This window comes from Kineosporiaceae bacterium (genome assembly GCA_016713225.1).
Taxonomy (GTDB): Bacteria; Actinomycetota; Actinomycetes; order Actinomycetales; family Kineosporiaceae; genus JADJPO01.
On record JADJPO010000005.1, the window covers coordinates 210149 to 235264 of the forward strand.

Annotated in this window: 16 protein-coding genes, 3 tRNA genes and 8 pseudogenes; 13 read left to right on the forward strand and 14 right to left on the reverse strand. The window is 70.8% G+C overall.

Features of this window, described 5'->3' with window-relative positions; translation table 11 throughout:
- Nucleotides 1-209 precede the first annotated feature (209 nt).
- The 6 genes and pseudogenes from IPK24_19810 to IPK24_19835 all read left to right on the forward strand — a co-directional run bounded on the left by IPK24_19810 (nt 210) and on the right by IPK24_19835 (nt 5355).
- Nucleotides 210-282, forward strand: a tRNA-Asn gene (locus IPK24_19810).
- A gap of 96 nt (nt 283-378) precedes the next feature.
- Nucleotides 379-1764: pseudogene (locus tag IPK24_19815) on the forward strand (NAD-dependent malic enzyme).
- A gap of 126 nt (nt 1765-1890) precedes the next feature.
- The gene (locus IPK24_19820; protein ID MBK8077748.1) at nt 1891-2406 is read left to right on the forward strand and encodes a phosphotransferase; all 516 of its coding nucleotides are present in this window, start codon (nt 1891-1893) and stop codon (nt 2404-2406) included.
- 325 nt (nt 2407-2731) lie between these two features.
- Nucleotides 2732-3175, forward strand: a complete 444-nt coding sequence (locus IPK24_19825) for a hypothetical protein (GenBank protein MBK8077749.1) — start codon at nt 2732-2734, stop codon at nt 3173-3175.
- Between the two features lie 130 nt (nt 3176-3305).
- Nucleotides 3306-4121, forward strand: a complete 816-nt coding sequence (locus IPK24_19830; GenBank protein ID MBK8077750.1) for a phosphotransferase — start codon at nt 3306-3308, stop codon at nt 4119-4121.
- Complete coding sequence (locus IPK24_19835) at nt 4027-5355, forward strand: aminotransferase class III-fold pyridoxal phosphate-dependent enzyme (GenBank protein MBK8077751.1); 1329 nt, start codon at nt 4027-4029, stop codon at nt 5353-5355. The genes IPK24_19830 and IPK24_19835 overlap by 95 nt, the downstream gene beginning before the upstream one ends.
- Before the next feature lie 43 nt (nt 5356-5398).
- Here the strand turns inward: IPK24_19835 and IPK24_19840 are convergent.
- The 3 genes and pseudogenes from IPK24_19840 to IPK24_19850 all read right to left on the reverse strand — a co-directional run bounded on the left by IPK24_19840 (nt 5399) and on the right by IPK24_19850 (nt 7819).
- Nucleotides 5399-6377, reverse strand: a pseudogene (locus IPK24_19840) (PIG-L family deacetylase).
- A 63-nt stretch (nt 6378-6440) separates the two neighbouring features.
- Nucleotides 6441-7423: pseudogene (locus tag IPK24_19845) on the reverse strand (pirin family protein).
- Between the two features lie 57 nt (nt 7424-7480).
- Complete coding sequence (locus IPK24_19850) at nt 7481-7819, reverse strand: MerR family transcriptional regulator (protein ID MBK8077752.1); 339 nt, start codon at nt 7817-7819, stop codon at nt 7481-7483.
- Between the two features lie 150 nt (nt 7820-7969).
- On the opposite strand from IPK24_19850, the pseudogene IPK24_19855 reads away from it, so the two are divergent.
- A pseudogene (locus tag IPK24_19855) lies at nt 7970-8575 on the forward strand (SDR family oxidoreductase).
- 110 nt (nt 8576-8685) lie between these two features.
- Here the strand turns inward: IPK24_19855 and IPK24_19860 are convergent.
- A tRNA-Ile gene (locus tag IPK24_19860) sits at nt 8686-8759 on the reverse strand.
- A 691-nt stretch (nt 8760-9450) separates the two neighbouring features.
- On the opposite strand from IPK24_19860, the gene IPK24_19865 reads away from it, so the two are divergent.
- Nucleotides 9451-9918 carry a hypothetical protein gene (locus IPK24_19865; GenBank protein ID MBK8077753.1) on the forward strand — a complete coding sequence of 156 codons (468 nt, stop codon included), beginning with the start codon at nt 9451-9453 and terminating at the stop codon, nt 9916-9918.
- Nucleotides 9919-9944: 26 nt separating this feature from the next.
- Here IPK24_19865 and IPK24_19870 read toward each other — a convergent pair.
- The 3 genes and pseudogenes from IPK24_19870 to IPK24_19880 form a co-directional block, all read right to left on the reverse strand.
- Nucleotides 9945-10587: pseudogene (locus tag IPK24_19870) on the reverse strand (MBL fold metallo-hydrolase).
- 5 nt (nt 10588-10592) lie between these two features.
- A pseudogene (locus IPK24_19875) lies at nt 10593-11671 on the reverse strand (S-(hydroxymethyl)mycothiol dehydrogenase).
- A 132-nt stretch (nt 11672-11803) separates the two neighbouring features.
- Nucleotides 11804-12016, reverse strand: a complete 213-nt coding sequence (locus IPK24_19880; GenBank protein ID MBK8077754.1) for a hypothetical protein — start codon at nt 12014-12016, stop codon at nt 11804-11806.
- A gap of 416 nt (nt 12017-12432) precedes the next feature.
- Here IPK24_19880 and IPK24_19885 point away from each other — a divergent pair, with 416 nt between their 5' ends.
- Entirely contained in the window at nt 12433-12930 is a 498-nt protein-coding gene (locus IPK24_19885) for a DUF3145 domain-containing protein (protein ID MBK8077755.1), read from the forward strand.
- Nucleotides 12931-13101: 171 nt separating this feature from the next.
- Here IPK24_19885 and fabF read toward each other — a convergent pair.
- The 6 genes and pseudogenes from fabF to ppk2 all read right to left on the reverse strand — a co-directional run bounded on the left by fabF (nt 13102) and on the right by ppk2 (nt 19098).
- A pseudogene (gene fabF, locus IPK24_19890) lies at nt 13102-14353 on the reverse strand (beta-ketoacyl-ACP synthase II).
- 153 nt (nt 14354-14506) lie between these two features.
- Nucleotides 14507-14755 (reverse strand): acyl carrier protein, encoded by a 249-nt coding sequence (locus tag IPK24_19895; protein MBK8077756.1) that lies wholly within the window; start codon nt 14753-14755, stop codon nt 14507-14509.
- 81 nt (nt 14756-14836) lie between these two features.
- On the reverse strand, nt 14837-15793 hold the full coding sequence (locus IPK24_19900; GenBank protein MBK8077757.1) for a ketoacyl-ACP synthase III: 957 nt from the start codon (nt 15791-15793) through the stop codon (nt 14837-14839).
- Nucleotides 15794-15837: 44 nt separating this feature from the next.
- Nucleotides 15838-16827 (reverse strand): ACP S-malonyltransferase, encoded by a 990-nt coding sequence (locus IPK24_19905; protein ID MBK8077758.1) that lies wholly within the window; start codon nt 16825-16827, stop codon nt 15838-15840.
- A gap of 28 nt (nt 16828-16855) precedes the next feature.
- Nucleotides 16856-18004: a helix-turn-helix domain-containing protein gene (locus tag IPK24_19910; protein ID MBK8077759.1), complete on the reverse strand. Its 1149-nt coding sequence runs from the start codon at nt 18002-18004 to the stop codon at nt 16856-16858.
- A 122-nt stretch (nt 18005-18126) separates the two neighbouring features.
- A complete protein-coding gene (gene ppk2 / locus IPK24_19915; protein ID MBK8077760.1) occupies nt 18127-19098 on the reverse strand; it encodes a polyphosphate kinase 2 in 972 nt (323 codons plus the stop codon).
- 208 nt (nt 19099-19306) lie between these two features.
- Between ppk2 and IPK24_19920 the strand changes: the two genes are divergently transcribed.
- Nucleotides 19307-20032: a hypothetical protein gene (locus tag IPK24_19920; GenBank protein MBK8077761.1), complete on the forward strand. Its 726-nt coding sequence runs from the start codon at nt 19307-19309 to the stop codon at nt 20030-20032.
- A gap of 69 nt (nt 20033-20101) precedes the next feature.
- Here IPK24_19920 and aceE read toward each other — a convergent pair.
- Nucleotides 20102-22835 (reverse strand): annotated as a pseudogene (gene aceE / locus IPK24_19925) (pyruvate dehydrogenase (acetyl-transferring), homodimeric type).
- A gap of 211 nt (nt 22836-23046) precedes the next feature.
- Between aceE and IPK24_19930 the strand changes: the two are divergent.
- The 3 genes from IPK24_19930 to IPK24_19940 all read left to right on the forward strand — a co-directional run bounded on the left by IPK24_19930 (nt 23047) and on the right by IPK24_19940 (nt 25115).
- Complete coding sequence (locus IPK24_19930; GenBank protein MBK8077762.1) at nt 23047-23523, forward strand: DUF3052 domain-containing protein; 477 nt, start codon at nt 23047-23049, stop codon at nt 23521-23523.
- Between the two features lie 125 nt (nt 23524-23648).
- A tRNA-Val gene (locus IPK24_19935) sits at nt 23649-23721 on the forward strand.
- A 215-nt stretch (nt 23722-23936) separates the two neighbouring features.
- Nucleotides 23937-25115, forward strand: coding sequence for a Nif3-like dinuclear metal center hexameric protein (locus IPK24_19940; protein ID MBK8077763.1), 1179 nt, complete (start codon nt 23937-23939; stop codon nt 25113-25115).
- The last annotated feature ends 1 nt before the right edge of the window (nt 25116 follow it).

A 25116-nucleotide genomic window follows, 5' to 3' on the forward strand; every position in this document is an offset into this window, starting at 1 on the left:
GCCGGACCTCGAGCAACGCCGGCCTCAGGTCGAGGTCGGGGATGACCACCTCGTGCCCGGCGCCCCGCAACTCCTCGGCGACGGGCCGCCAGGTCGCCGGACCCACGGCTGGACTGTGCAGCAGCACGAAGCGCGTCACGCCGTCCAGCCTGGCGCGATATGCATGCAGGAACCACTCCGCAGACTTAGTAGAGTTCTGCCCGCGCCAATCCCGCATAGCTCAATTGGCAGAGCAGCCGGCTGTTAACCGGCAGGTTCTTGGTTCGAGTCCAAGTGCGGGAGCCCTTCAATCGTCGCCCTCGAGCGGTTGTGCACGGCAACCACCCTGTTCGGGCGTATCGTGACTGCCTTCCGAGTCCACCTCCACGGAGTAGGCGAATGGCGTCCCCGAGCCCCGGTTACACGATCACCCTGCGCGTTCAGGCCCCCATCCACACCCGCATGCCACGGGTGATCTCACCACGGCCATCGGCAAGGCCGCCGGCGTGGTGACCGCGCTCGACGTCGTCGAGTCCAGTTACGACTGGATCGTGCTCGACGTCTCGGTCAACACCTCGGACGCCGAGCACGCCGACGAGATCACCGAGGCGGTGCGCGACCTCGGCGGCTTCGAGGGGCGCAAGGTCTCGGACCGCACCTTCCTGATGCACAGCGGCGGCGAGCTCGAGGTGGTGCCCAAGGTCGAGCTGCGCCACCGCGACGACCTCTCGCGCGCCTACACCCCCGGCGTCGCCCGCATCTGCCAGGCGATCGCCGCCAATCCGGACGACGCCCGCCGGCTCACGATCAAGCGCAACACCGTCGCCGTGGTCAGCGACGGCTCGGCCGTGCTCGGCCTGGGCAACCTCGGTCCGGCGGCGGCGCTGCCGGTGATGGAGGGCAAGGCTGCCCTGTTCAAGCGCTTCGCCGGCGTCGACGCCTGGCCGGTCTGCCTGGACACCCAGGACACCGAGGAGATCATCTCCATCGTCAAGGCCATCGCCCCGGTCTACGGCGGCATCAACCTCGAGGACATCGCGGCGCCCCGCTGCTTCGAGATCGAGGCCCGGCTGCGCGAGATGCTCGACATCCCGGTGTTCCACGACGACCAGCACGGCACCGCCATCGTCGTCCTGGCCGGACTGATCAACGCCCTGCGCGTGGTCGACAAGACGCTGGACGACGTCCGGATCGTGGTCAGCGGCGCCGGCGCGGCCGGGCAGGCGATCATCCGGCTGCTGCTCTCGCAGGGCGCGAGCCACGTGGTGGCCTTCGACACCCAGGGTGCGGTGCACACCGGCCGCACCGACCTCGACAGCTTCAAGACCTGGATCGCCGAGAACACCAACCCGGCCGCGTTCGACGGCCAGTTGCCCAGGGTCTGGCCGGGGCCGACGTGTTCATCGGGGTCTCGGCTCCGAACCTGTTGAACGGCAACGACATCGCCACCATGGCCGACCGCGCGATCGTGCTGGCGCTGGCCAATCCCGACCCGAGGTCGACCCGATGGCGGCGATCGAGCACGCCCTCGTCGTGGGGACCGGCCGCAGCGACTTCCCGAACCAGATCAACAACGTGCTCGCGTTCCCCGGCGTGTTCCGCGGGCTGCTGGACGCCGGCGCGCACCACATCAGCGACGCGATGTTGGTCGCCGCAGCCCAGGCGATCGCCGACGTGGTGCCGCCCGAGCAGCGCAACCCGAGCTTCATCGTGCCGAGCGTGTTCGACCCCGCGGTGGCCCCGGCCGTCGCGGCCGCCGTGCGCGCCGTGGCCCGTCAGGACTGACCAGGCATCGATGTGGCCCTGGGCCGAGGTCATCGCCCGGTTCGCGCTGTCCGGCGACGTCCGTGAGCTGGTGGGGAGCGGACCGCGAATGCGGCACTGATCGACGCCTCCGGGCACGCGGTGGCGGTGCTCAAACTGCACCCGACGAGCGAGGCCGACGACATCGGGTTCGAGTCGGCGGCGCTCCGGAACACCTGGCAGCCCACCCGGCGCTGTCGGGCCAGGTGCCCCGTGCTGCGCACTCCGGACGGCGAGGCGGTGATCGAGCAGGTCACGCCGGACGGCGTCCGGCTGGCGCGCGCGCTCACCTGGCTGCCCGGGCGCACCTGGACGCCGTCCGACGCCACCGCGGAGGCGCTGCGGGCGCTGGGCACCACCGTGGCCGAGGTGGACACCGCGCTGGCTGCGTTCGAGCATCCGCACGCCGGGCGCCTGCTGCGCTGGAACCTGGTCGAGGCCGGACGCGCCCTCGACCTGATCGGGTATGTGCCGGACGCCGACCGCCGCGAGGTGGCGCGCGCCGTCCTGCAGGAGTTCGTCGATCAGGTGGCGCCACGATGGGCGAGGCTGCCCTGGCAGGTGATCCACAACGACGCCAACGACGCCAACATCGTGCTGGACGACACGCGCGCCCGGGCCTGATCGACTTCGGGGACCTGTGCCGGGCACCGCGGGTCTGCGGGCTCGCGGTGGCATGCGCCTACGCGATCGCCGGCCGGAGCGCCGAGGGCGTGGATCCGTGGGCGCCGGCGGCCCCGCTGATCCAGGGTTACCAGGCGGTCGCGCCGTTGGACTCGGTGGAGCTCGAGCTCCTGCCCGCGCTGATCCGTACCCGGCTCGCGCTGAGTGTGGTGATGGCGGGCTGGCAGCACTCCGCGACCCCGGCAACGACTATCTCCTGGCGAGTCAAGACGCCGTGGCCCCTGCGCTGCAACGACTCTCGACCACGCAACCCTCGAGGTGACCCATGGGTGAGGACGCCGCCACGGCGGTGCGACAGCACCTGGCCGCCTCGACCCCGTCGCCGGTGCTGGGACGCCCCCTGGCCGAGCTCGACCGGCAGGTCATGGACTGGTCGATGCCCGACCCGCCTCCGGTACAGGTGCGCGACGGCATGGTCTTCATCGGCCGCTATCTCGAGGAGCGCAGCGTCTACCACACCGCCGCCTACGAGACGCCCTCGGGTGAGCGGCGCACCATCCACCTGGGTGTCGACCTCTTCGTACCTGAACGCCCGTCCCTGACCCCACCCCTCCGCGGTGATCATGCAATCCGCGCACGTTTTGCCCGTGATCATGCAATCCGCGCACGAAACGTGCACGGATTGCATGATCACCGCGGGGCAGGGTGTGCGTGGGGTGTGCGGGGTGTGTGGGGGTGGTGTCGGGGAGATGTGAGGATGGGCGGGTGAGTCGCGCCGTCTTCGACCTGCCCGCTCCTGCCGTCGGGGTGGCCGAGGTCCTCGCGTTGGTCCGCACCTCTACGGTTCGGACGCCCTCCAGGCGAGCCCGCTCCCGAGCGAGCGCGACCAGAACTTCCTGGTGGAGGCCGTGGTCGCGAACCCCCACCGCATCGTGCGTCGGTTCGTGCTGAAGATCGCCCACGCGGCCGAGGATCCCGCCGTGATCGACATGGAGAACGCTGCGCTGCAGCACCTGGCCGCGGTCGCCTCCGACCTGCCGCTTCCGCGGCTGGTCCGCACCCTCGCCGGCGAGCCGACCACCACGATCGACGGACCGGCGGGCACTCACCTGGTCCGGGTGATCACCGCGCTGCCCGGCCGGGCGTTGCAGAGCCGGGTCCACGAGGGGCAGCCCGTCAGCCAGATCACCGCCGAGGCGGTGGGTGCCAGATGTCCCCGACTCTCGGTGGCGTTGCAAGGGTTCTTCCATCCCGCGGCCGGCCGCGAGCTCGACTGGGACGTGCGACGGCTCAGGGAGCTGTCCGCCCGTCGTGGCGCGCCGCGGATCCCGTCTCGAACGGCTCATGCCCTGGCGCGGCTCACGGCGCTGCCGGCGGGCGTGCAGCACGGCGACGTCACGCTGACGAACGTGCTCACCGACACCGATGGTGTCCTGACCGGCATCGTCGACCTCGGCGACATGCACCACACCGCCGCGGTGTGCGACCTGGCCGCCACGCTCACCTCGGTGCTGCGTGGGGTCGAGGCGAGACGCTCTGGTCGCTCACCGCCGCGGTGTTGCGCGGCTATCAGCGTCACCGCCCGCTGCAACCCGCCGAGGTGGACGTGCTGGGGAGCTGGTGATCGCCCGGTTGCTGATCACGCTCGCTGTCTCGGCCCACCGGGAGCCGCAGCATCTCGACAACACCGACTACATCACCCAGTACGACGCTGATTCGCAGGCTCTGCTCGACCGGTTGACGGCGATCACGCCCGGTTCGCTGCGTGGTCGGCTGCGCCGGTTGGCCGGGCTGGGGGCGCCGGGCCTTCCGGGCGCCCCGGCGTCGTCCTCGCAGGATCTGCTCACCCGGCGACGCGCCGTCCAGGCCAGGGGTCTGTCACCGCTGTTCTACGCCGAACCGTTGGACATCGTGGCGGCCGAAGGGGTCTGGCTGACCGCCCGCGACGGTCGGCGCTATCTCGACGGCTACAACAACGTGGCCGTGGTCGGCCCTGATCACCCGAGTGTGGTCTCGGCGATCACCCGGCAGGCACCGGTGCTGCACACCCACAGCCGCTACCTGCACCCCAATGTGATCGAGCTGGCCGAGCGGTTGGTGGCCTCGATGCCGCCCGGGTCGGGGCTGGACACCTGCCTGTTCACCGCCTCGGGCACCGAGGCCAACGAACTGGCCTGGCGACTGAGCGTCGAGTACACCAGCGCGGTCGCGGGCCGTCCCTGCCGGGTATCCCGCCGGGGACGTCGGGGCGATCATCGGCTCGAACGCCTATCACGGGTCCTCGCGGTGGCTGGCCGACCTGTCGTCCATGGAGTGGCCCGCCGGGTATCGGCCTGCGGGCGTGGCCACCTTCGACGGCCCGGTGCAGCACGACGCCCTGCTCACGCGCGCCGAAGGGCTGGCCCGCATCGAGGCCGCTGCGGCCGAGCTGCGCGCGGCAGGGCGCCACCCGGCCATAGTGATCGCCGACTCGATGTTCACCAGCGAAGGCGTGCGGACCGTGCCGCCCGAGTTCATGGCGGCTCTGGTGGACGGCGCCCACGCGGCCGGCGCGCTCTACGTCGCCGACGAGGTGCAGATCGGGTTCGGGCGCAGCGGACCCAAGCTGTGGTGGTTCGCCGAGCTGGGCGTCAGGCCGACGTGGTGACGATGGGCAAGCCGATGGGGGCCGGCTACCCGATCGCTGCCACCATCACCCGGCGCGAGATCGCCGACGTGCTGGCCTCGCGGTACGAGTTCTTCTCGACCTTCGCGGGCAATCCGGTGGGCACGGCGGCGTCCCTGGCGGTGCTCGACATCCTCGAGGACCAGGTGATCGACGGGCTCCGATCCCGGCGCACGCCGTCCGGTTGGGGCAGCAGGTGCGTGAGCGAGCGGCGGCGGTGCGCGAGAAGCACCTCGGGGCGAGCGAGGCCGACGAGGCGAAGCCAGTGCGCGGCCACGGGCTGATCGCCGGAATCGACCTCCCCTCCGACACCGGTCGCGACGGCGGTCAAGGAGGGCTGAAAGCCCGGGGCGTCCTGGTCGGCACCACGGGACGCACCGGCGCCACGCTCAAGGTCCGCCCGCCCCTGGTGTGGCAGGACGAGCACGTCGAGCTGTTCGTGACGGCCTTCGACGAGGCCCTGGGCGTGGGGTTGGGCGCCGGGCTTTGACGCGTTGACCACCGACATCGGTGGTCAACGCGACGAAGCCTGCGGCTCAGTCGCCGAGCGATCGGTGGCGGGGCCTGGAGGTCGATGGCGCGCAGTAGCACGGCGTTCGCCACGCCCATGGCGCGTCCTGCATGCTGGTGATCATCGTCAGCATGGCGCGTGCGGGGGGATGCCCGGGGATGGCGGCGAGGTAGTCGGCATGGGCCTCGAGTGAGGCGATGCCGCGCTTCGAGGGGTTGCCCGGTGACGTCCACGCCGTGCGTGGGGCGGGTGTCGCCGCTGACCAGCACCCAGCGTGGTGCGTGGGGTTCGAGGCCCTCCTGCTCGAGCAGATCGCGGAACACCCAGCGGTTGCCGGCATCCCGGACGGCGTCCAGCGCCACCAGGCCGGCCACCCGATGATCGGCCTGGTTCAGCCCGGCGATGAACTCGACCTCCCACGAGCCCAGCAGGACGGCGTCCGGCCGGTATCGGCGGATGGCTCGCGCGATGTCGCGGCGCAGGTCGAGGAGTACTCGAGCATGCCGTCCGGGTACTTTCGAGGAACTCGACCTGCTGCACTCCGACCAGGTGCGAGGCCGCAATCTGTTCTGCGGTACGCAGTTCGGCGGTGCGCGCCGTATCCAGGCTGTCGATCCCGGCCTCGCCGCGGGTGAGCAGCAGGTAGGCGACGTCGATGCCGGCCGCCGTCCAGACCGCCACCGCGGCAGAGGTGCCGTACTCGACGTCGTCCGGGTGGGCGACGACGCACAGCACCCGATGGAAGGCGTCGGCGGGCAACGGCGGCAGTGGTGCGGCCGATGGCGGTGTCGTCATCGTCGCAGCGTAGGGGCGCTGGGCCGGCCCGGCGAGCGCGGTGGGTCAGCGCCGATCGTCGGGTCAGAGCACGTCGTGGCCGGGGTGAGGTTCGGCGGGGATGCTGCCCATGCGCCCGGCCTGGAAGTCCTCGAAGGCCTGGATCAGCTCGTCGCGGGTGTTCATCACGAACGGGCCGTAGGCCGCCACGGGCTCGCGGATCGGGGCACCGCCAAGGATCAGCACGTCCAGGTCGGGGCTGCGGCTCTCCTGGTGGGGTCGGCGGCGATGGTGAGCGCCGCCGGCGCCGAAGGTGGCGAGCTGGCCCATCCGCACCGGACGGCGGTCCATGCCGGCCGAGCCGACGGTGCCGCTACCGGACAGCACGTAGACCAGGGCGTTGAAGTCGGGACGCCACGGCAGATGCAGTTCGGCACCGGGGGACAGGGTGGCGTGGGCCAGCGAGATCGTGGTGTGGGTGATGCCCGGGCCGGCGTGGCCGTCGAGCTCACCGGCGATCACCCGAACCAGTGTGCCGCCGTCCGGGGACGACAGCAGGGCCACCTGGCTGCCGCGGATGTCCTGGTAGCGGGGCGGGGCGAACTTGAGCGTGCGGGGCAGGTTCACCCAGAGCTGGATGCCGTGGAAGAGCCGCCCGAGACCACCAGGTGCTCTGGCGGAGCCTCGATGTGCAGGAGGCCGGAGCCGGCGGTCATCCACTGGGTGTCGCCGTTGGTGATGGTGCCCCCGCCGCCGTGGCTGTCCTGGTGGTCGAAGATCCCGTCGATGATGTACGTGACGGTCTCGAAGCCGCGATGCGGGTGCCACGGGTGCCCTTGGGTTCGCCGGGGGCGTCCTCGACCTCACCCATCTGGTCCATGTGGATGAACGGGTCGAGCCTGGCCAGGTCGACGCCCGCGAAGGCACGACGGACCGGGAAGCCCTCACCCTCGAACCCGCTCGGCGCGGTGGTCACCGACACGACGGGGCGCTCGGGGGGTGGTCGTGGCGTCCGGCGCGGTGATCCGCGGCAGGGTCAGGATGTTCTCGACGGTCACGGCGGGCATGTCGGCTTCTCCTCAGTGTCGATCGGCTGATGCTCTCCGGACAACATAGTTTATCATTTAACTATTTCCACGACTCGGACTCGGACCCATCACCGACTGCATCCAGGCGCCGCAACTGGCGGCGTCCGGATGCTGGCACACGGCAACGTGCTCGAGGACTCGAACGGCGACGAGCAGAACCTCGAGGCGTTCGCGCACCACGGGCAGTGTGCGCTCGGCATAGGCGGCTCGCACGGCGGGATTCGGTGCGTCCAGGATCAGCTGCACCTCCTCGGTGGAGCAGCCGAGGGCCTGGCACATGCGCACCATCTCCAGCCGGGCCTGGTGATCCGGCCCGTATCGCCGGTGTCCGTTGTCGAGTCGGCCCGCCGGGGAGCAGGCCGATGTCGTCCCAATACCGCAGGGTGCTCGCCGGGACGCCGCTGCGTGCGGCGAAGTCGGCGACGGTCCAGCGAAGGTTCACGACGGCTCCCTCGGCGCTTGACTTCGAGTGAACTCGAAGGTGTGTCATCGCTCATCATCACGCCTCGCGAGAAGGAGAACGTCATGAACACCCACCTCGAGACCACCCGATCGACCACCCGATCGATCACCGTCCTGGGCGCCACCGGCCGGGTCGGCCGCCTCGTAACGGCTCAGGCACTCGACCGGGGTCTGTCGGTCACGGCGCTGGTGCGTGACCCGTCACGGCTGCCGGCGGAACTGACCGCCCGCGGCGATGGCCTGCTCCGCGTCGTGCACGGCGAGCTGGACGACGTCGCCGCGATGCGGGCCGCCGTGTCGGGCAGCCAGGCCATCGTCGTCGCGGTGGGGGTGCGTTACCGCGGCCGCCATCCGTGGAGTGGGATCAGCGGTCGCCCGGATGTCGCGCCGACGGCCGTCCGCTCGCTTCTCGCGGCGGGCGAGCCCTGGCAGCGTGTGGTGCTGCTGAGCGCCTTCGGTGCCGGCGATTCCTGGCGGGCCCTGCCCGCCGTCGTCCGGGCGGTGATCTCGACCAGTGCCCTGAGGATCTCGTACTCCGGCCTCACGCAGGCCGAGCAGCTCGTGCGCTCGACGGGATGGCGGGCCACCGTGGCCCGAGCGGTCACGCTCACCGACGGCCCGGCCACGGGCCGCCGGGTCCAGACCGATGACCGCGCCGTGCGCGGCAACCCAGGTCTCACGCGCGGACGTCGCCCGCCTGCTGCTCGACCTGGCGCTGGCCGACGATGCACCGGAGGTGGTCACGGCGGCCTGAGGCGTACCCAGCGAACTGGATCGAGTGGGGCGGGTGGGGCTCGAACCCACGACCGAGGGATTATGAGTCCCTTGCTCTGACCGGCTGAGCTACCGCCCCCGGGGAGAAGCGTAGCCAGTGACCGCTGGTCGGTGTCGATTGTCCGGCTCGGTGGCTCAAGACCCCACCGGTGGCGTGTCGATGAACACCGTGCACGGGCGGACGCATCGGCGTCCCCGATCGACCATGGCGGAGGGCAGATGGGCGGGCGCTACGCCGCACCTCGACGACGACGCCAGCCGATGAACTGGGCCGCGACCCTTGCCGGGTGCCTGGTCGCAGCTGTCGTGACCCAGATGACCCCGCGCAGGCCGAGACGACGGTCCCGCCAGTCGGGTCCAGGGGATCGTTCGGCTCGGTCTCGGTCGGCAAGGCTCCCCGGCCACCGCGTGTGCCGGTCTCGGGCGTCGCTCCGAAATCGACCACGCCGGACACGCCGTCGTCCGGCTCGCGGACCCTGCAGGTGCACTATGCCGCCCCGGTGCGAACCGCCTCCGGCGTGATCGACATCGTGCGCACACTTTCGAGCGCGTGACCGCACGGGGTCGCGCACCTACTCCTACCTGATCTACCCGCGGGCGGGCTACCGGCCGGCGCAGGACTGGCGGACGTTCCCGGCCTTCCTGGCGGCGGCGCAGGCTCGTGGCATCGCCGTGCACATCACGCTCACGCCGCCGTTCACCACCTCGACGGACGACGCCCGTGCACGGCCAATCGACTGCTGCCCTTCAAGGGCAACTACGACACCTGGATGCGTGAGATCGGCAAGCTGGCCAAGCGGTTCCCGAACCTGACGGCCGTGGCCATGGACGACTTCGCCTACGACACCACCACGCGCCAGCCCAATCGCTGCAATCTGTTCGCACCCGGCACGATCACGCGGTGGAAGAACATCCTGCGCGCCGAGGCCGGCCGACCGATCAGTGTGATGCCGGTGCTCTACTTCCGCGACGTTGCCGGACGGCGCTCGATCTACCCCTCGATCAAGGCCGAGACCACCGAGGTGATCTGGCCCTTCACCCAGATCGGCTCGGGGCTGCTGGAGCAGCAGTACCGCCTGATCCTGAAGGAACAGCCCAAGCTGAAGGTCTACGTGATGGTGTACGCCAACGGCTTCAAGGGCGTCGTGCCCACGCAGGCGACCATCCAGTCGGAGGTCGCCGCGGCCAAACGGCTGAAGGCGGCCGGAGTGATCGTCTACCAGGAATCGCTGAACTGACCCGGCTCGGACCGGCTCGGACCGGCTCAGTGACCCCGGGCCACCCAGGCGTCGTAGTCCACCGCTTCGGCGCCGATCGTGGTCTCGTCGCCGTGTCCGGTGAGCACCCTGGTGGAGCCCTTCAGCCCCAACAGCCGCTCGCGGATCGAGTCCAGGATCGTCGGGAAGCTGCTGAACGAGCGTCCGGTCGCCCCCGGCCCGCCGCGGAACAAGGTGTCCCCGCTCAGCAACACCCCGTCGGGTGCGGCGTCCGGTGCGTACAGGCACACCGCCCCCGGGGCGTGCCCCGGGGTGTGCAGCACGGTGAGGTGGAGCCCGGCCACCGTGATCACCTGGCCGTCCGCCAACGGCGACGGTTCGCGGTCGGGGTAGACGACGTCCCAGAGCATCCGATCGGCCGGGTGCAGCAGGATCGGCGCCCCGGTGGCGTCGGCCACGGCGGCGGCCGCGTTGATGTGGTCGTTGTGGCCGTGGGTGCAGACCACGGCGACCAGGCGCCGTCCGCCGATGGCACTGAGGATCGCCTGGGCATCGTGGGGAGGCGTCGACCACGATCACCTCGTGCTCGTCACCGACCAGCCAGACGTTGTTGTCGACCTCGAAGTCGCCGCCGTCGAGGCTGAAGATGCCCGAGGTGACCAGGCGCTCGAATCGTGTGGTCTCGGTCATGACGCTCAGAACACCACGACGGAGCGCAGCACGTCACCGTGGTGCATCTTGGTGAAGGCCTCCTCGACGTCGCCCAGACCGATGGTCTCGCTGACGAACCGCTCCAGCGGCAGCCGACCCTGCAGGTGCAGGTCGACCAGCGTCGGGAAGTCCCGCGAGGGCAGGCAGTCGCCGTACCAGGAGGACTTGAGCGAGCCGCCGCGGCCGAACACGTCCAGCAGCGGCAGGTCGAGACGCATGTCGGGCGAGGGCACCCCGACCAGGACGACGGTGCCCGCCAGGTGCGCGCGTAGAACGCCTGCTGGTAGGTCTCCGGCCGGCCCACCGCGTCGATCACGACGTCGGCGCCGTGGCCGTCGGTCAGGGCGCGGATCGCCTCGACCGGGTCGGCGTTGCGCGAGTTCACGGTGTGGGTGGCGCCGAAGTCACGCCCTCCAGCTTCCGGTCGTCCACGTCGACGGCGATGATCGTGCGGGCACCCGCCAGGCGCGCCCCGGCGATGGCGGCGTCCCCGACACCGCCGCAGCCGATCACGGCCACGGTGTCGTCCCGCCCGACGTTGCCGGTGTTCACCGCGGCCCAGGCCGGCCATGACGCCGCAGCCGAGCAGGCCGGCGACCTGGGCCGGAGCAGTGGGGTCGACCTTGGTGCACTGACCGGCGGCAACCAACGTCTTCTCGGCGAAGGCACCGATGCCGAGGGCGGGGGACAGCACCGTGCCGTCCTCGAGGGTCATCTTCTGGGTGGCGTTGTGGGTGGCGAAGCAGTACCAGGGGCGTCCGCGCAGACAGGCGCGGCACTGGCCGCACACGGCCCGCCAGTTCAGGATCACGTAGTCGCCCGGGGCCACCGAGGTGACGCCCTCGCCGACGGCGTCGACGATGCCGGCGGCCTCGTGTCCCAGCAGGAACGGGAAGTCGTCGTTGATCGCACCCTCGCGGTAGTGCAGGTCGGTGTGGCAGACGCCGCAGGCCTGCACGTTCACGGTGGCCTCGCCGGGGCCGGGGTCCGGGACGATGATCGTCTCGACGCTGACCGGTGCCCCCTTGGCCCGTGCCACCACACCCTGAACTCTGCTGGCCATTGCCGACCTCCGTGCTCCCGCGTGTCCCGTGGACCTGTCGGGCTGACCTTACGGGGTCGGCTGCACAGATCGCTCAGAAGCGGAACGGTTTGGGCGGGGTCTTGAGTTCGGCGCGCGGGCACTCGCGCAGGCTCAGGCCGCCGAGCCCCAGCGCCTCGTCGGTGAGGACTCGACGGACCAGCCCAGCTCGTGACCGCGCCGGGTGATGATCACGCGATAGATGGTCAGCTCGTACTTGGTCGGGGTGCCGTAGGCGACCTGGATGCTGCCCACCAGCGACGGTGCCGGGCGAATCCGTGCTCTGCCACGGCTGTCGTAGCGGTTCCACCGGCTCGGTTCGGCCATCCACAGGCCGCCGGTGGTGGCGCTGTTGAGGACAGCTCGATCAGGATGGCGTTGGCGGCTTCCTCGGGCACGATGGCGGCAGGTCGGATCACCTGCGAGATGACGTCCTGGTCGTAGGCAGCGTCCATGGCGTCGGCGTCCTGCACGTCTCACGTCCCCTTGTCGCCGGTCCCGGATCCGTGGCCCTCGCGGGGATGAACAGGCCGCTGTGGCCGCACGAGGTCCTGATCATTCATCGGCGCGCCGTACCCCATCTGGACCCCTGGACGGGTGAAGATGGTCCCTGTGCGATCGGTCCGTCCGGCGAGGTGGTGCGCGGGCGGCCGGTGGTGCAGAATAAGCCCCGGTTCATCGGCAGCCCTGCGCAAGTCGAGGTCGTTGGGGAAGACGCACCTCGGTCGGCGAAGGAGGCACAGATGGCCGGTGTGACCACGCGCGGCGTCCTGTTCGTACACTCGGCGCCGCGTGCGTTGTGCCCGCACATCGAGTGGGCAGCAGGCGGCGTACTCGGCGTCCGTTTGTCGTTGGACTGGATCGTTCAGCCCGCGGCGTCCGGCATGCTGCGCACAGAGCTGTCCTGGCAGGCGAGCCCCGGTACCGGGGCGAAGCTGACGTCAGCGCTGCGCGGCTGGGCTCACCTGCGATACGAGGTGACCGAGGAGCCGAGCTCCGGGGTGGACGGCGCCCGGTGGAGCCACACTCCCGAACTGGGGATCTTCCACGCGGTGACGGACGCCCACGGCAACGTGCTGGTGCCGGAGGACCGGATCCGCTGCGCGATGAGCGCCGAGGACTCCACCGGCATGCTGGCCGAACTCGACCTGGCCCTCGGGCGGGCCTGGGACGACGAGCTCGAGCCCTTCCGGTACGCCGGCGAGGGCGCCCCCGTCCGCTGGCTCCACCGCGTCGGCTGACGCCGCGCCCGACCAACAGCGCCCGACCAACACCCCCAAACCTGCTCATGCTCCGCAGGTGTGCAGCTCGTGCTCCGCTGAGACCGGGAAATCCGGGTCCCAGCGGAGCATGAGCGGTCACCAGTGGAGCATGAGCAGGTTTGGGGGTGGTTCTGAGCGGGGTTGGTGGGGTCAGACGGTGCGGAAGAGGAGGGCCACGTTGTGACCGCCGAAGCCGAACGAGTTGTTGAGGGCGGCCAGGTCGCCCTCGCCCAGGGCGAGCGGTGCCTTGCGGACGACGTTCAGCGTGATCTCCGGGTCCTGGTCGTCGAGGTTGATCGTCGGAGGGATCTGCCGTTCGTGCAGCGCCAGCACGGTGAACAGCGACTCCAGCGCGCCGGCCGCCCCGAGCAGGTGGCCGGTCATCGACTTCGTCGCGGTGACCGCCACCGAGTCGGCGGCCTCGCCGAGCACCGAGCGGATCGCTGCCGACTCGGCGATGTCGCCGGCCGGGGTGGACGTCGCGTGGGCGTTCACGTGGCAGATGTCGGACGCCGTGAGCCCGGCGGCCGTGAGCGCGGCGGCCATGGCGCGACCTGCCCCGGTGCCGGCCGGGTCGGGGGCGGCGATGTGGTGGGCGTCGGAGGTCAGCCCGGCCGAGGCGGCCTCGGCGTAGATCTTCGCGCCGCGAGCCCGCGCGTGCTCCTCGGACTCGAGCACCAGCACGGCCGATCCCTCGCCGATGACGAAGCCGTCCCGGCCGGTGTCATAGGGGCGTGAGGCCGCCTGCGGATCGTCGTTGCGGGTGGACAGCGCCTGCATGGCGGCGAACCCGGCGATCGGCAGTGGGTGGATGCACGCCTCGGTGCCCCCGGCGACGACCACGTCGGCGCGACCGTTGCGGATCATGTCGATGGCGTAGGCCACCGACTCCGCGCCCGAGGCGCAGGCCGAGACCGGGGTGTGGACGCCGGCGCGGGCGCCCAGCTCGAGGCTGACGGCAGGCGGCCGGTCCGTTGGGCATGAGCATCGGCACGGTCAGCGGGAACACCCGCCGCGGCCCCTTCTCCTTGAGCGTGTCGTAGGAGCTCAGCAGGGTCCACACCCCGCCGATGCCCGACGCGATCACGACACCGAGGCGGTCGCCGTCCATCTCGGGGGCGCCGGCGTCGGCCCAGGCCTCCTTGGCCGCGATCAGCGCCATCTGGCCCGAGGGGTCGAGCCGCTGGCGCTGTCCGCGCGAGAGCACCTGGTCGGTCGAGACCGCCAGTTGCGCGGCGAAGGTCACGGGCATGTCGTACTCGGCGACCCAGTCCTGCTCCAGCGGACGGGCACCCGAGGTGCCGGCCAGCGCAGCAGACCACGTGCTGGCGACGTCACCACCCAGCGGGGTGGTGGCGCCGAGTCCGGTGACGACGACTCGACGGGATGTCTCGCTGGCCATGGTGGTGCTCCTCATGCGTGGGTGAGTGCTGTGATGAGTGCTGTGGTGGGTTCCGGTGCCCGGTGGGCTGCGGTCGCCGCCGGGGTTCGGTGCGGGTTCGCCCGACACCGGCCCCGACGGCAGCGCAGCCTCTGAGCAGGGTCTGGGACGAGCTCAGCCCTGGTTGTTCTTGATGTAGTCCACCGCGTCCTGGACGGTGACGAGCTTGTTCGCCTCGTCGTCCGGAATGCGCACCCCGAACTTCTCCTCGGCGTTGTAGACGATCGTGATCATCGACAGGGAGTCGATCTTCAGATCGTCGGTCAGGCTCTGCTCGGCGGAGATGGTCTCGGCCGGGATCTCCATCTCGGTGCTGATCAGCTCGGCCAGACCGCTGAGGATCTCCTGCTCGCTCAATGCCATGGTGTGTCTCGCTCCTTCGGGGGGGATGGGGTGGTGCGGGGTGTGCGTGGTGCTATCCGTGATGCCCGGGTCGGGGGCGACCTAGGGCAGTTCGACCACCTGGGAGGCGTAGGCCAACCCGGCGCCGAAGCCGATCAAGAGTGCCAGTCCGCCGGAGTGGATCTCGCCGGAGGACAACATCCGATCCATCGCGAGCGGAATGGAGGCCGCCGAGGTGTTGCCCGACTCGACGATGTCACGGGCGATGACGACGTTCGAGGGCAGCCGCAGCTGCTTGACCATCGCATCGACGATCCGGACGTTCGCCTGATGGGGGATGAAGGCGTCCAGCTCGGCCGCGCCGATGCCCGCCGCATCGAGCGCCTTCTGGGCCACGGGGGACATCGCCCAGACCGCCCACCGGAAGACCGGCTGACCGTCCATCCGCAGCCACGGCCATTCCTGGTGACCGCCGTCGCGGTAGTCGATCCACGAGGACTTGTTGCTGATCGTCTCCCACTGGGCGCCGTCCGAGCCCCATACCGTGGGGCCGATGGCCGGGGTGTCGCTCGGCCCGACCACCACCGCACCGGCTCCGTCGGCGAACAGAAAGGCGGTGCCCCGGTCGTGCGGGTCGACGAAGTCGGACAGCTTCTCGACGCCGACGACCAGGACGTGCCGGGCCGAGCCGCCGCGCACCATGTCGGTGGCCAGGGCCAGGGCGTAGCAGAAGCCGGCGCAGGCGGCGGAGATGTCCAGCGCGGCGGCGGGGGTGGCGCCGATGCGGTGGGCGAGCAGCGTGGCGGCCGAGGGGGTCTGGTAGGGGTGGGTGACGGTGGCGACCAGCACCGCGTCGACATCGGACGCCGCGATACCCGCCTTGGCGATCGCCGCGATCGCGGCCTGCTCGGCCATGTCGGTCACGGACTCGTCGGGGGCAGCGAAACGTCGCGTGACGATTCCGGAACGCTCGCGGATCCAGGCGTCGGAGGAGTCGATGGTCCGGCAGATCTCCTCGTTGGTCACCACCCGCTCGGGACGGTAGCTACCCACCGACATGATCCGGGCGTGCGGGGATCCGGTGGCCGCCGTCAGCCGGCCGCTCACGCGATTGCTCCGGAGGCCGCGGCGGCGGTTGCTCCGCTGTGCCGGGCGACCAGGTCGCGGGCCGCGTCCAGATCATCGGGGGTCTTCACCGCGAGCAACTCCACTCCGGGTAGGGCGCGCTTGGCCAGACCCACCAAGGTGCCGGCCGGTGGCAGTTCGATCAGTGCGGTCACCCCGAGGTCGGCCAGGGTCTGCAGGCAGCGGTCCCAGCGGACGGGGTTCGACACCTGGGTCACCAGCCGTCCCAGCGCCTGGGTGGGCGAGTCGAGCACCGCGCCGTCCGCGTTGGACAGCAGCCGGGCCGTCGGCGCAGCCGGCGTGACCGCCGCCGCGAGCTGGGCCAGGACGTCGACCGCCGGGGCCATGTGGTGGGTGTGGAACGCACCAGCGACCTGCAACGGAATGACGCGGGCCCGCGCCGGCGGGGCAGCGGCGAGCTCGGCCAGTTGCTCGAGGGTGCCGGCGGCGACCACCTGGCCGGACCCGTTCACGTTCGCTGCCGTCAGGCCGAACTTCTCGATGACCTCGCTCACCTCGGTCGGGTCGCCACCGACCACCGCACTCATGCCGGTGGGGGTGACGGCGCTGGCAGCGGCCATGGCGCGACCCCGTTCGCGGACCAGCACGATGGCCTGTTCGGCGCTCAGGACGCCGGCCAGCGCCGCGGCGGCGAACTCACCGACCGAGTGCCCGGCCACCACGGCGTCGGCCGGGGCTGCACCGGTGGAGCCGCCGGAACCCGTTGGGCCTCCGGCTCCGCCGAGGATCGCGGGGGCCACGGCGAGCGCCGCGGCCACGATCAGCGGCTGGGCGATCGCGGTGTCGCGGATCGTGTCGGCATCGGAGGTGGTGCCGTGGGTCAGCAGGTCGACGCCGGACACGGCGGAGAGCCAGCCGAGTCGTTCGGCCACCCCGTCCACGTCGAGCCAGGGCTGGAGGAAGCCGGGCGTCTGGGCGCCCTGCCCGGGGCAGGTGATGGCGAGCACGGTCTCAGCGTGCCGTGTCGCGGGGGTGTCAGGTGGCCGAATCGCCGACGAAGCCGGGACCAAAGACTTGGAGGTTTCCTCTAAAGAGTCGATCGGGGGGGCCGAGCCGCCCGAGCGCGATGGCCACCTGCAACACGAAGGCATCGCGGGCGTCGGTGGGATCCCATCCGGTGATCTCGGTGGTGCGTCGCAGCCGGTAGCGCACGGTGTTGGAGTGCACGAACAGATGGCGAGCCGTCGCCTCGACCGAGGTGCCCAGTGCCAGATAGGTGGCGGTGGTCTCGAGCAGAGAGGTGCCGGCTGCGGCCAGCGGCCGGTACCCCCGTTCGATCAGCGCCGCTCGGGCATCGGGGTCGCCGGCGAGCACCCGTTCGGGCAACAGGTCGTCGGCGCTCACCGGGCGTGGTGCGTCGGGACGGGCGCGTGCGGCGGCCAGGCCGGTGATCGCCGCGCGGGCGGAGCGGCTCGCCTCACCCAGGGCCGCCACGACGGGGCCGGTCACCACCGGGCCGTCGCCGTAGTGACTGGTGAGGTCGGGGGCCAACGCCAAGGGATCCTCCGGGTGACCCAGGACGACGACCAGCCGCTCGCCCTGCACGCTCACCAAGGCGTCGGCCCCGAGCTTGCGGGCATGCCGCCGGATCTCGGCGGCGACGTCCTCGACCGAATCCTGGTCGGCGACCGGTGGCACCCGGCCGGCGAGCACCGCCACCTGATAGCCCTCGGCCCAGCCGAGCGCGGCGGCGCGCGAGTGCAGCGCCTCGTCCGGCTCGCCGCGCACCAGCGCGTCGACCACCAAGGCCTCGAGCCGAGCGTCCCAGGCGCCGCGCATCTCGGCCGCGTGGGCGTAGATGCCGGCGGCGGCGAAGGCGACCTCGCGCGAGAAACGCAGCACCGCCTCACGCACCGCCTGCTGGGCTCCGGGGGCGGCGTGCAGGCTGGCCCGTTCCTCGACCACGTCGACCACGGTGCGCAGCAGGTCGAGGGTCTGCTGCAGCGAGATCGACCGGGTCAGCTCGCGCGGTGCGGCGCCGAACACGTTGGCGGTCAACGCAACCGGGTCACTGGGGCGGCGATACCACTCCACGAAGGCGGTGATCCCGGCGTGGGCGATCACCCCGACCCAGGTGCGGTCCTCCGGGCGCAGCGCGCGATACCAGGCCAGCCGCTCGTCCATCCGCTGGACGGCGGCGGTCGACAGGGCGCCGATGCCGCGCTCCAGGCGGCGAACGGTCGGATCCCCGGCGCGCTCACCTGGTGGTGGCGTGCCGGGGACCGGCTGATCGTCCGGGCCGTGAATCAGGCGCCGGCCTGCTTGGTGGCGGGCTTGGCGGCCTTCTTGGTCTCCTTCTCGGCCTTGCGATGAGCCTTCTCGGCGTCGAGCTTCTCGAGCATGCCACCGGCGTAGTCGGGCACCGCGTGGAAGAGCTCGCGCGGCGGGCGCTCGTAGTCCTGAGCGGCAGGCCGTGGCGGCAGCTGAATCGGGGGCGCCTGCACGTGCTCGTAGGGCACGGTCGAGAGCAGGTGGGCGATCGTGTTCAGCCGGGCGTGGCGCTTGATGTCGGCCTCGATGACGTACCAGGGCGCCTCGGGCAGGTCGGTGTGGACGAACATCTCGTCCTTGGCCCGCGAGAAGTCGACCCAGCGGTCCCGGGTCAGCAGGTCGTTCGGCGAGAACTTCCACCGCCGCAACGGGTCCTGCACGCGGGACTGGAACCGGCGCTCCTGCTCTTCGTCGCTGACCGAGAACCAGTACTTGCGCAGGATGAACCCGTCCTCGACCAGCATCCGCTCGAAGGCGGGGCACTGGTGGAGGAAGCGGCGGTACTCCTCGGGGGTGCAGAAACCCATCACCCGTTCGACGCCGGCGCGGTTGTACCAGGAGCGGTCGAACAACACGATCTCGCCCGCGGCGGGCAGGTGCTCGATGTAGCGCTGGAAGTACCACTGGGTGCGCTGGCGCTCGGTGGGGACCGGCAGCGCGACGATGCGGGCGACACGGGGGTTGAGGAACTCGGTGACCCGCTTGATGGTGCTGCCCTTGCCGGCGGCGTCACGGCCCTCGAAGATCACGACGAGGCGTTGCCCGGTGGCCTTGACCCATTCCTGCAGTTGGACCAGCTCGTTCTGCAGCTTGATCAGTTCGGATTCATACTCGATCCGGGAGAGCCGGTGGACCTTCGGCTTGTTGTCTTCCGCCGCCCCCGGGGCGTGACAACGGCGCGACGGGTGGAGGAGGCGCTCTTCGCCTTGTCGTGTGCCATGCGCCAAACCTCAGCGTGCCGACATCGCCCAGCGCAAGTGGCTGGCCCCAGTTGTTCATCCGGAAGGTGTTGCAGACGCCACCAACGGCCATATCGGCCCGTTCGTGTGACGACGGCGGACCCGTCCAGCCCTCGCCCGGTCTCGCGGCAAGGGGTTAGGGTCAGTACCGGGTCGAGTCATGACGATAGGGGCCGATATGGGTGTTTTGGACCGAATGCGTCGAGGCCGTGCCGGCCCTGAGACGAACCCGGCGACATCCCCTGGGCCCGAACGTGATCCGGCCTCGGGTCCCCAGGTCGAGGGGTCGCCCGATGCCGCGGCCGAGGCGGCGTTGTGGCAGATCCTGCGCGAGGACCCCAACGACGTAGCGGCCTTCCACCGGCTCGCCGACGTCGTCCGACGTCACGCGGCCGATCGCCATGTCGACAGTCCGGGGGTCGACCGGCAACGCGCGATGGACGACGCGGTGTGGTCGCTCGCCGAGGAGCTGGCCCACTCGGGCAAGGCCTGGTACCCGTTGGTCGAGCTGGCCCGGTTGTCGCTGCACGATGACCGGGACGCCGCCATGCGCCGGCTCGGTACCGCAGCCGAACGGGATCCGGTGGGCTTGGGCCTGGCGACCTCGCTGCAGATGCTGCGCGAAGCCGGGTTGCCGGGCGTCGCGCTCAATCTGGGCATGGGCCACTGGCGTCCGCGCGAGCACACCCTCGAGGTCGGCCGGCACATGGTCGAGTCGGCGATCGAGTCGGCCCGGCTCTCCGAGGCGCGTCGCCACCTGGAGGCGTTGGGGGCGCATCCCGAGACCGGCCCGGCCCAACAGCTGCACGACGAGCTGCTGCTGCTCATCGAGGCTGCTCAGGCGGCCCCACCGCCGCCCACCCCTGGCGGCGGGCTGCCGCTGATCGACCTGCGGGAATTGCGCGCCGCGCGCGAGAGCTGAGTGGCGCAGGGCGGTGTCACCCCGACGTCGGGGTGACACCGCCCTCGCGTTCTGCTCGGGTCGTCCGGCTCAGGCGTCGCCGCCGGAGCTGCCCGTCGTCCCCGCGGTGACGTCGAGCAGCTTGTAGCGCTGCACCGCCTCGGTGGCCAACGCCGGGTCGAGTTCGCCGCGCCGGGCCAGCAGCCCGAGCGCCCGGGCCGCCACCGACGGGCCGTCGACGGTGAAGAACCGCCGTGCGGCCGGCCGGGTGTCGGAGAACCCGAACCCGTCTGTACCCAGCGAGACGAACGTCTGGGGCACCCACTGCCGGATCTGGTCGGGCACCTGGCGCATGTAGTCGCTCACGGCGACCACCGGGCCGGGGGCGCCGTCCAGCCGCCCGGTGACGAACGGCACCGGGGCCGGCTCGTCGGGGTGCAGGAAGGCGTGCTCCTCGCAGCGCAGCGCGTCGCGGCGCAGCTCCGACCAGCTGGTGACGCTCCAGACGTCCGCCGATACCCCCAGTCCTGATCGAGCAACTGTTGGGCCTCCAGGGCCACGGCACCGCGACGCCCGAGGCCATCAGCTGCACCCGTGGCCGACCCTCCGGCGAGGGAGCCGGGGCGAGCCGGTAGATGCCGCGCAGCACGCCCTCGACGTCCAGGTTGTCCGGCTCGGCCGGCTGCGGGTACGGCTCGTTGTAGACGGTGAGGTAGTAGAAGATGTCCTCCGGCGTCGGGCCGTACATCCGGCGCAGGCCGTCCCGCACGATGTGCCCGAGCTCGTAGCCGTAGGCCGGGTCGTAGATCACCGCCGCCGGGTTGGTCGCGGCCAGGATCGGCGAGTGGCCGTCGGCGTGCTGCAGCCCCTCGCCGGTCAGCGTCGTCCGGCCGGCGGTGGCCCCGACCACGAAGCCGCGGGCCATCTGGTCGGCGGCGGCCCAGAACGCATCGCCGGTGCGCTGGAAGCCGAACATCGAGTAGAAGATGTAGATCGGCACCATCGGTTCGCCGAGGGTGGCGTAGGAGGATCCCACTGCGGTGAACGCGGCCGCCGAGCCGCCCTCGTTGATGCCGGTGTGCAGGATCGCCCCGGACGTCGACTCCTTGTAGGCCAGCATCAGGTCGCGGTCGACCGAGGTGTACTGCTGGCCGTGCGGGTTGTAGATCTTGGCCGTCGGGAAGAACGAGTCCATGCCGAAGGTGCGGGCCTCGTCCGGGATGATCGGGACGACGCGCTGGCCGAACTCCTTGTCGCGCATCAGGTCTCGCAGCAGCCGAACGAAGGCCATGGTGGTCGCCACCGGCTGCTTGCCGGACCCGCGCCGCACCACGTCGTAGGCCTTCTCGTCGGGCAGCGCGAGCGTCGTGGTGCTCGGTCGGCGGTTCGGCAGCGGACCGCCCAGCCGGCGCCGGACGTCGCGCAGGTGCTCGATGACCTCGTTGCCCTCGCCCGGGTTGTAGTACGGCGGCAGGTACGGGTCGGCGGCCAACTGCTCGTCGCTGACCGGGATGCGCAGCCGGTCGCGCAACATGGTCAGGTCCTCGAGGCTGAACTTCTTCATCTGGTGCGTGGCGTTGCGGCCGGCGAACGTCGGCCCCAGCGCCCAGCCCTTGATGGTCTTGGCCAGGATCACCGTGGGCTGGCCGGTGTGCTCGGTGGCGGCCTTGTAGGCGGCGTAGACCTTGCGGTAGTCGTGCCCACCGCGGCGCAGGCCCCAGATCTCGTCGTCCGAGAGGTGTTCGACCAGCTTGCGGGTGCGCGGGTCGCGGCCGAAGAAGTTCTCGCGAATGTAGGCGCCGTCCTCGGCCCGGAAGGTCTGGTAGTCGCCGTCCCGGGTGCGGTTCATCAGGTTGACCAGCGCCTGGTCGCGGTCACCGGCCAGCAGTGGGTCCCAGTCGCGGCCCCAGATCACCTTGATCACGTTCCAGCCGGCGCCCCGGAAGAACGCCTCGAGCTCCTGGATGATCTTGCCGTTGCCGCGCACCGGGCCGTCCAGGCGCTGCAGGTTGCAGTTGATCACGAAGGTGAGGTTGTCGAGTTCCTCGTAGGCGGCCAGCTGCAGGGCACCGCGGCTCTCGGGCTCGTCCATCTCGCCGTCGCCGAGGAAGGCCCACACCCGCTGGGCGGAGGTGTCCTTGATGCCGCGACCCTGCAGGTACTTGTTGAACTGGGCCTGGTAGATCGCGTTGATCGGGCCGAGGCCCATCGAGACGGTGGGGAACTCCCAGAAGTCGGGCTTGAGCCGGGGGTGAGGGTAGGAGGGCAAACCGCCGCTGACGTGGGACTTCTCCTGCCGGAAGCCGTCCATCTGCGATTCGGAGATGCGCCCCTCGAGGAAGGCGCGGGCATAGACGCCGGGGGAGGCGTGGCCCTGGATGAAGATCTGGTCGCCACCACCGGGGTGGTCCTTGCCGTGGAAGAAGTGGTTGAAGCCGACCTCGTACAGGGTCGCGGAGGAGGCGTAGGTGGAGATGTGGCCGCCGACGCCGATCCCGGGCCGCTGGGCGCGGTGCACCATGACCGCGGCGTTCCAGCGGATCCACCGGCGGTAGGCGCGCTCGGCGTCCTCGTCACCGGGGAACCAGGGCTCCCGCTCGGGCGGGATGGTGTTGATGTAGTCCGTCTGCGACAGGCTGGGGACGCCGACGCCGCGCTCGCGCGCTCTCTGCAACAACGCGAGCATCAGGTAGCGGGCGCGTTCGCGACCGCGGTCGTCCACCGCGGCATCGAGGGAGGCCAACCATTCCGAGGTCTCATCCGGATCGATGTCCGGCAGCGAACTGGGCAACCCGTTCAGGATCGGTCCCTGCTTGTGTGGCACGGCAGGATCCCTTCGTCGTGGTGAGGTGGACAGCGGTGACGGCTGTGACGCGGTGGTCGCGCGGGGTGTGCAAGGTCCATCCTGGCTGTCCTCGGTCGCCACGTCACCTTCGCGCGTGGCGAAATGAGAAGGTTTCCAGTGCCGACTCACCGGGGGGACCTGTTGCGCATCAGGCCCGCCGTGCAGTGCACTAGCGTCGAACCACTCCCGGATGCGCGTGCGACGGGAACCAGCAGTGAGACTTGGAGGGCAGGACGTGGGCGCGACCGCGGAGTCCGCGGCGGAGCAGTCGAGGGCCGGGAAGCTGGGTTTCAAGCCTGGTCAGATGGTCCAGGAGTTCGGGTACGACGGCGACGTCGACCTGGACCTGCGCACGCAGATCGAGGATGTGACCGGCCATGAGCTGGTCGACGAGGACAATCAGGACGTTGTTGTCGATGCGGTCATCTTCTGGTGGCGCGAAGAGGACGGCGACCTGGTCGATGCCTTGATGGACAGCCTGACCAACCTCGCCGAAGGGGGTGTGATCTGGTTGTTCACGCCGAAGGCGGGTCGTGACGGCCATGTCGAGCCCTCCGAGATCGAGGAGGCTGCGCCGACCGCCGGACTGCACGCCACCAGCACGGTCAGTGCCTGTGCGGACTGGACCGGAACCCGGCTGGCCACCCCGCGAGGTGGCCGGCGCTGACCCGTCGCCGGTGCTCATCACGGTGGTGAGTCTCGGAGGCAGCTCGATCTGTGTTCCCGGTGGCTGACGCCTGGCCGCACGATGGTGCTGTTGTGCGGCTGCGCGTTCGGGCAGACTCGTCCCCGGGGCCTGTAGCTCAGTTGGTAGAGCACCGCGCTTACACCGCGGGTGTCGTCGGTTCGAGTCCGGCCGGGCCCACCGTTGGCAGTGGATCAGTGGCGGTCGGGCCGTCGGTGGTCGAACGGTGGGCGGTCGATCGGTCGAGAAGCGGGCTCGCCGGTTCGGATGATTCTTCGCCCAGCGGTCACGAAGCGTCACCTCCAACCGCCGTTACTTGCTCTGAGTAATCGTTTCGTCGCTATCAGTCGAGCGAGTGACGTCATCGGGTGCGGCGCCGCACTAGTGTGCCCAAGGTGACCAGCGACACCCGTCCTCCTGTCCTCGCCGAGGTCATCGACGTCCTCGAGCACCTCTACGACCCCACCTGGGCCCGTGACTGGGATCGCGTGGGTTTGGTCTGCGGCGATCCGCGAGCGCCGATCCGGCGGGTGCTGCTCGCCGTCGACCCGGTGACCGCGGTGGTCGACGAGGCGCTCGACTGGCACGCCGACCTGGTGCTCACCCACCACCCGTTGCTGCTGCGCCCGGTGCACAGCGTGGCCGCCACCACCGCCAAGGGCCGGCTGGTGCATCGGCTGGTGCGCGCCGACTGTGCCCTGTACACCGCCCACACCAATGCGGACGCCGCGGCGCCCGGTGTCTCCGACGCCCTCGCTCGGGTGCTCGGCCTGCGGGACCTGTCGCCCCTGTCGGCCGATGATCCCGATCCCATCGACAAGATCGTCACCTTCGTCCCCCAGGAGGCCGCCGATCTGGTGGTCGACGCGTTGTCGAAAGCCGGCGCGGGTGCGGTCGGCGAGTACGCCCGCTGCGCCTTCACGGCCGTCGGCATCGGGACCTTCGTGCCCGGCGCCGGCGCCACTCCCTCGATCGGCGAGGCGGGACGGCGCGAGGACGTCGCCGAGGTGCGTCTCGAGATGGTGCTGCCGCGCCCGGCACGCCATCAGGTGATCGCCGCACTGCGGCTGGCCCATCCGTACGAGCAGCCGGTGTTCGACATCTACGAGCTGGCCTCGTGGAGTTCGGCCCGGGGCATCGGCCGGGTCGGGCGGCTGGCCGTCCCGACGACACTGCGTGAGTTCGCCCTCCTGGTGGCCGAGGCGCTCCCCGCGACGGCCCAGGGGGTGCGGATCACCGGCGAGCCGACCGCCATGATCGAACGGGTTGCGGTGTGTGGTGGGGCGGGCGATTCCCTGCTCGGTGCGGCCCGGGCCGCCGGGGTCGACGCCTATGTCACCGCCGACCTGCGTCATCACCCGACCAGTGAGGCCTGTGAGGAGGCCGGTGACGGACCGCCCTACCTCGTGGACGTCGCGCACTGGTCGAGCGAATGGCCGTGGCTGGCGGGTGTGGCCAACCGGTTGGAGGGCCTGTTGGAGGCGGCCGGGACCCCGATCGAGGTGCACGTCTCGGCGCGCAGCACCGATCCGTGGACCTTCCGGGTGCCCAGCCCGGGCGGAGTTGTCCGCTAGG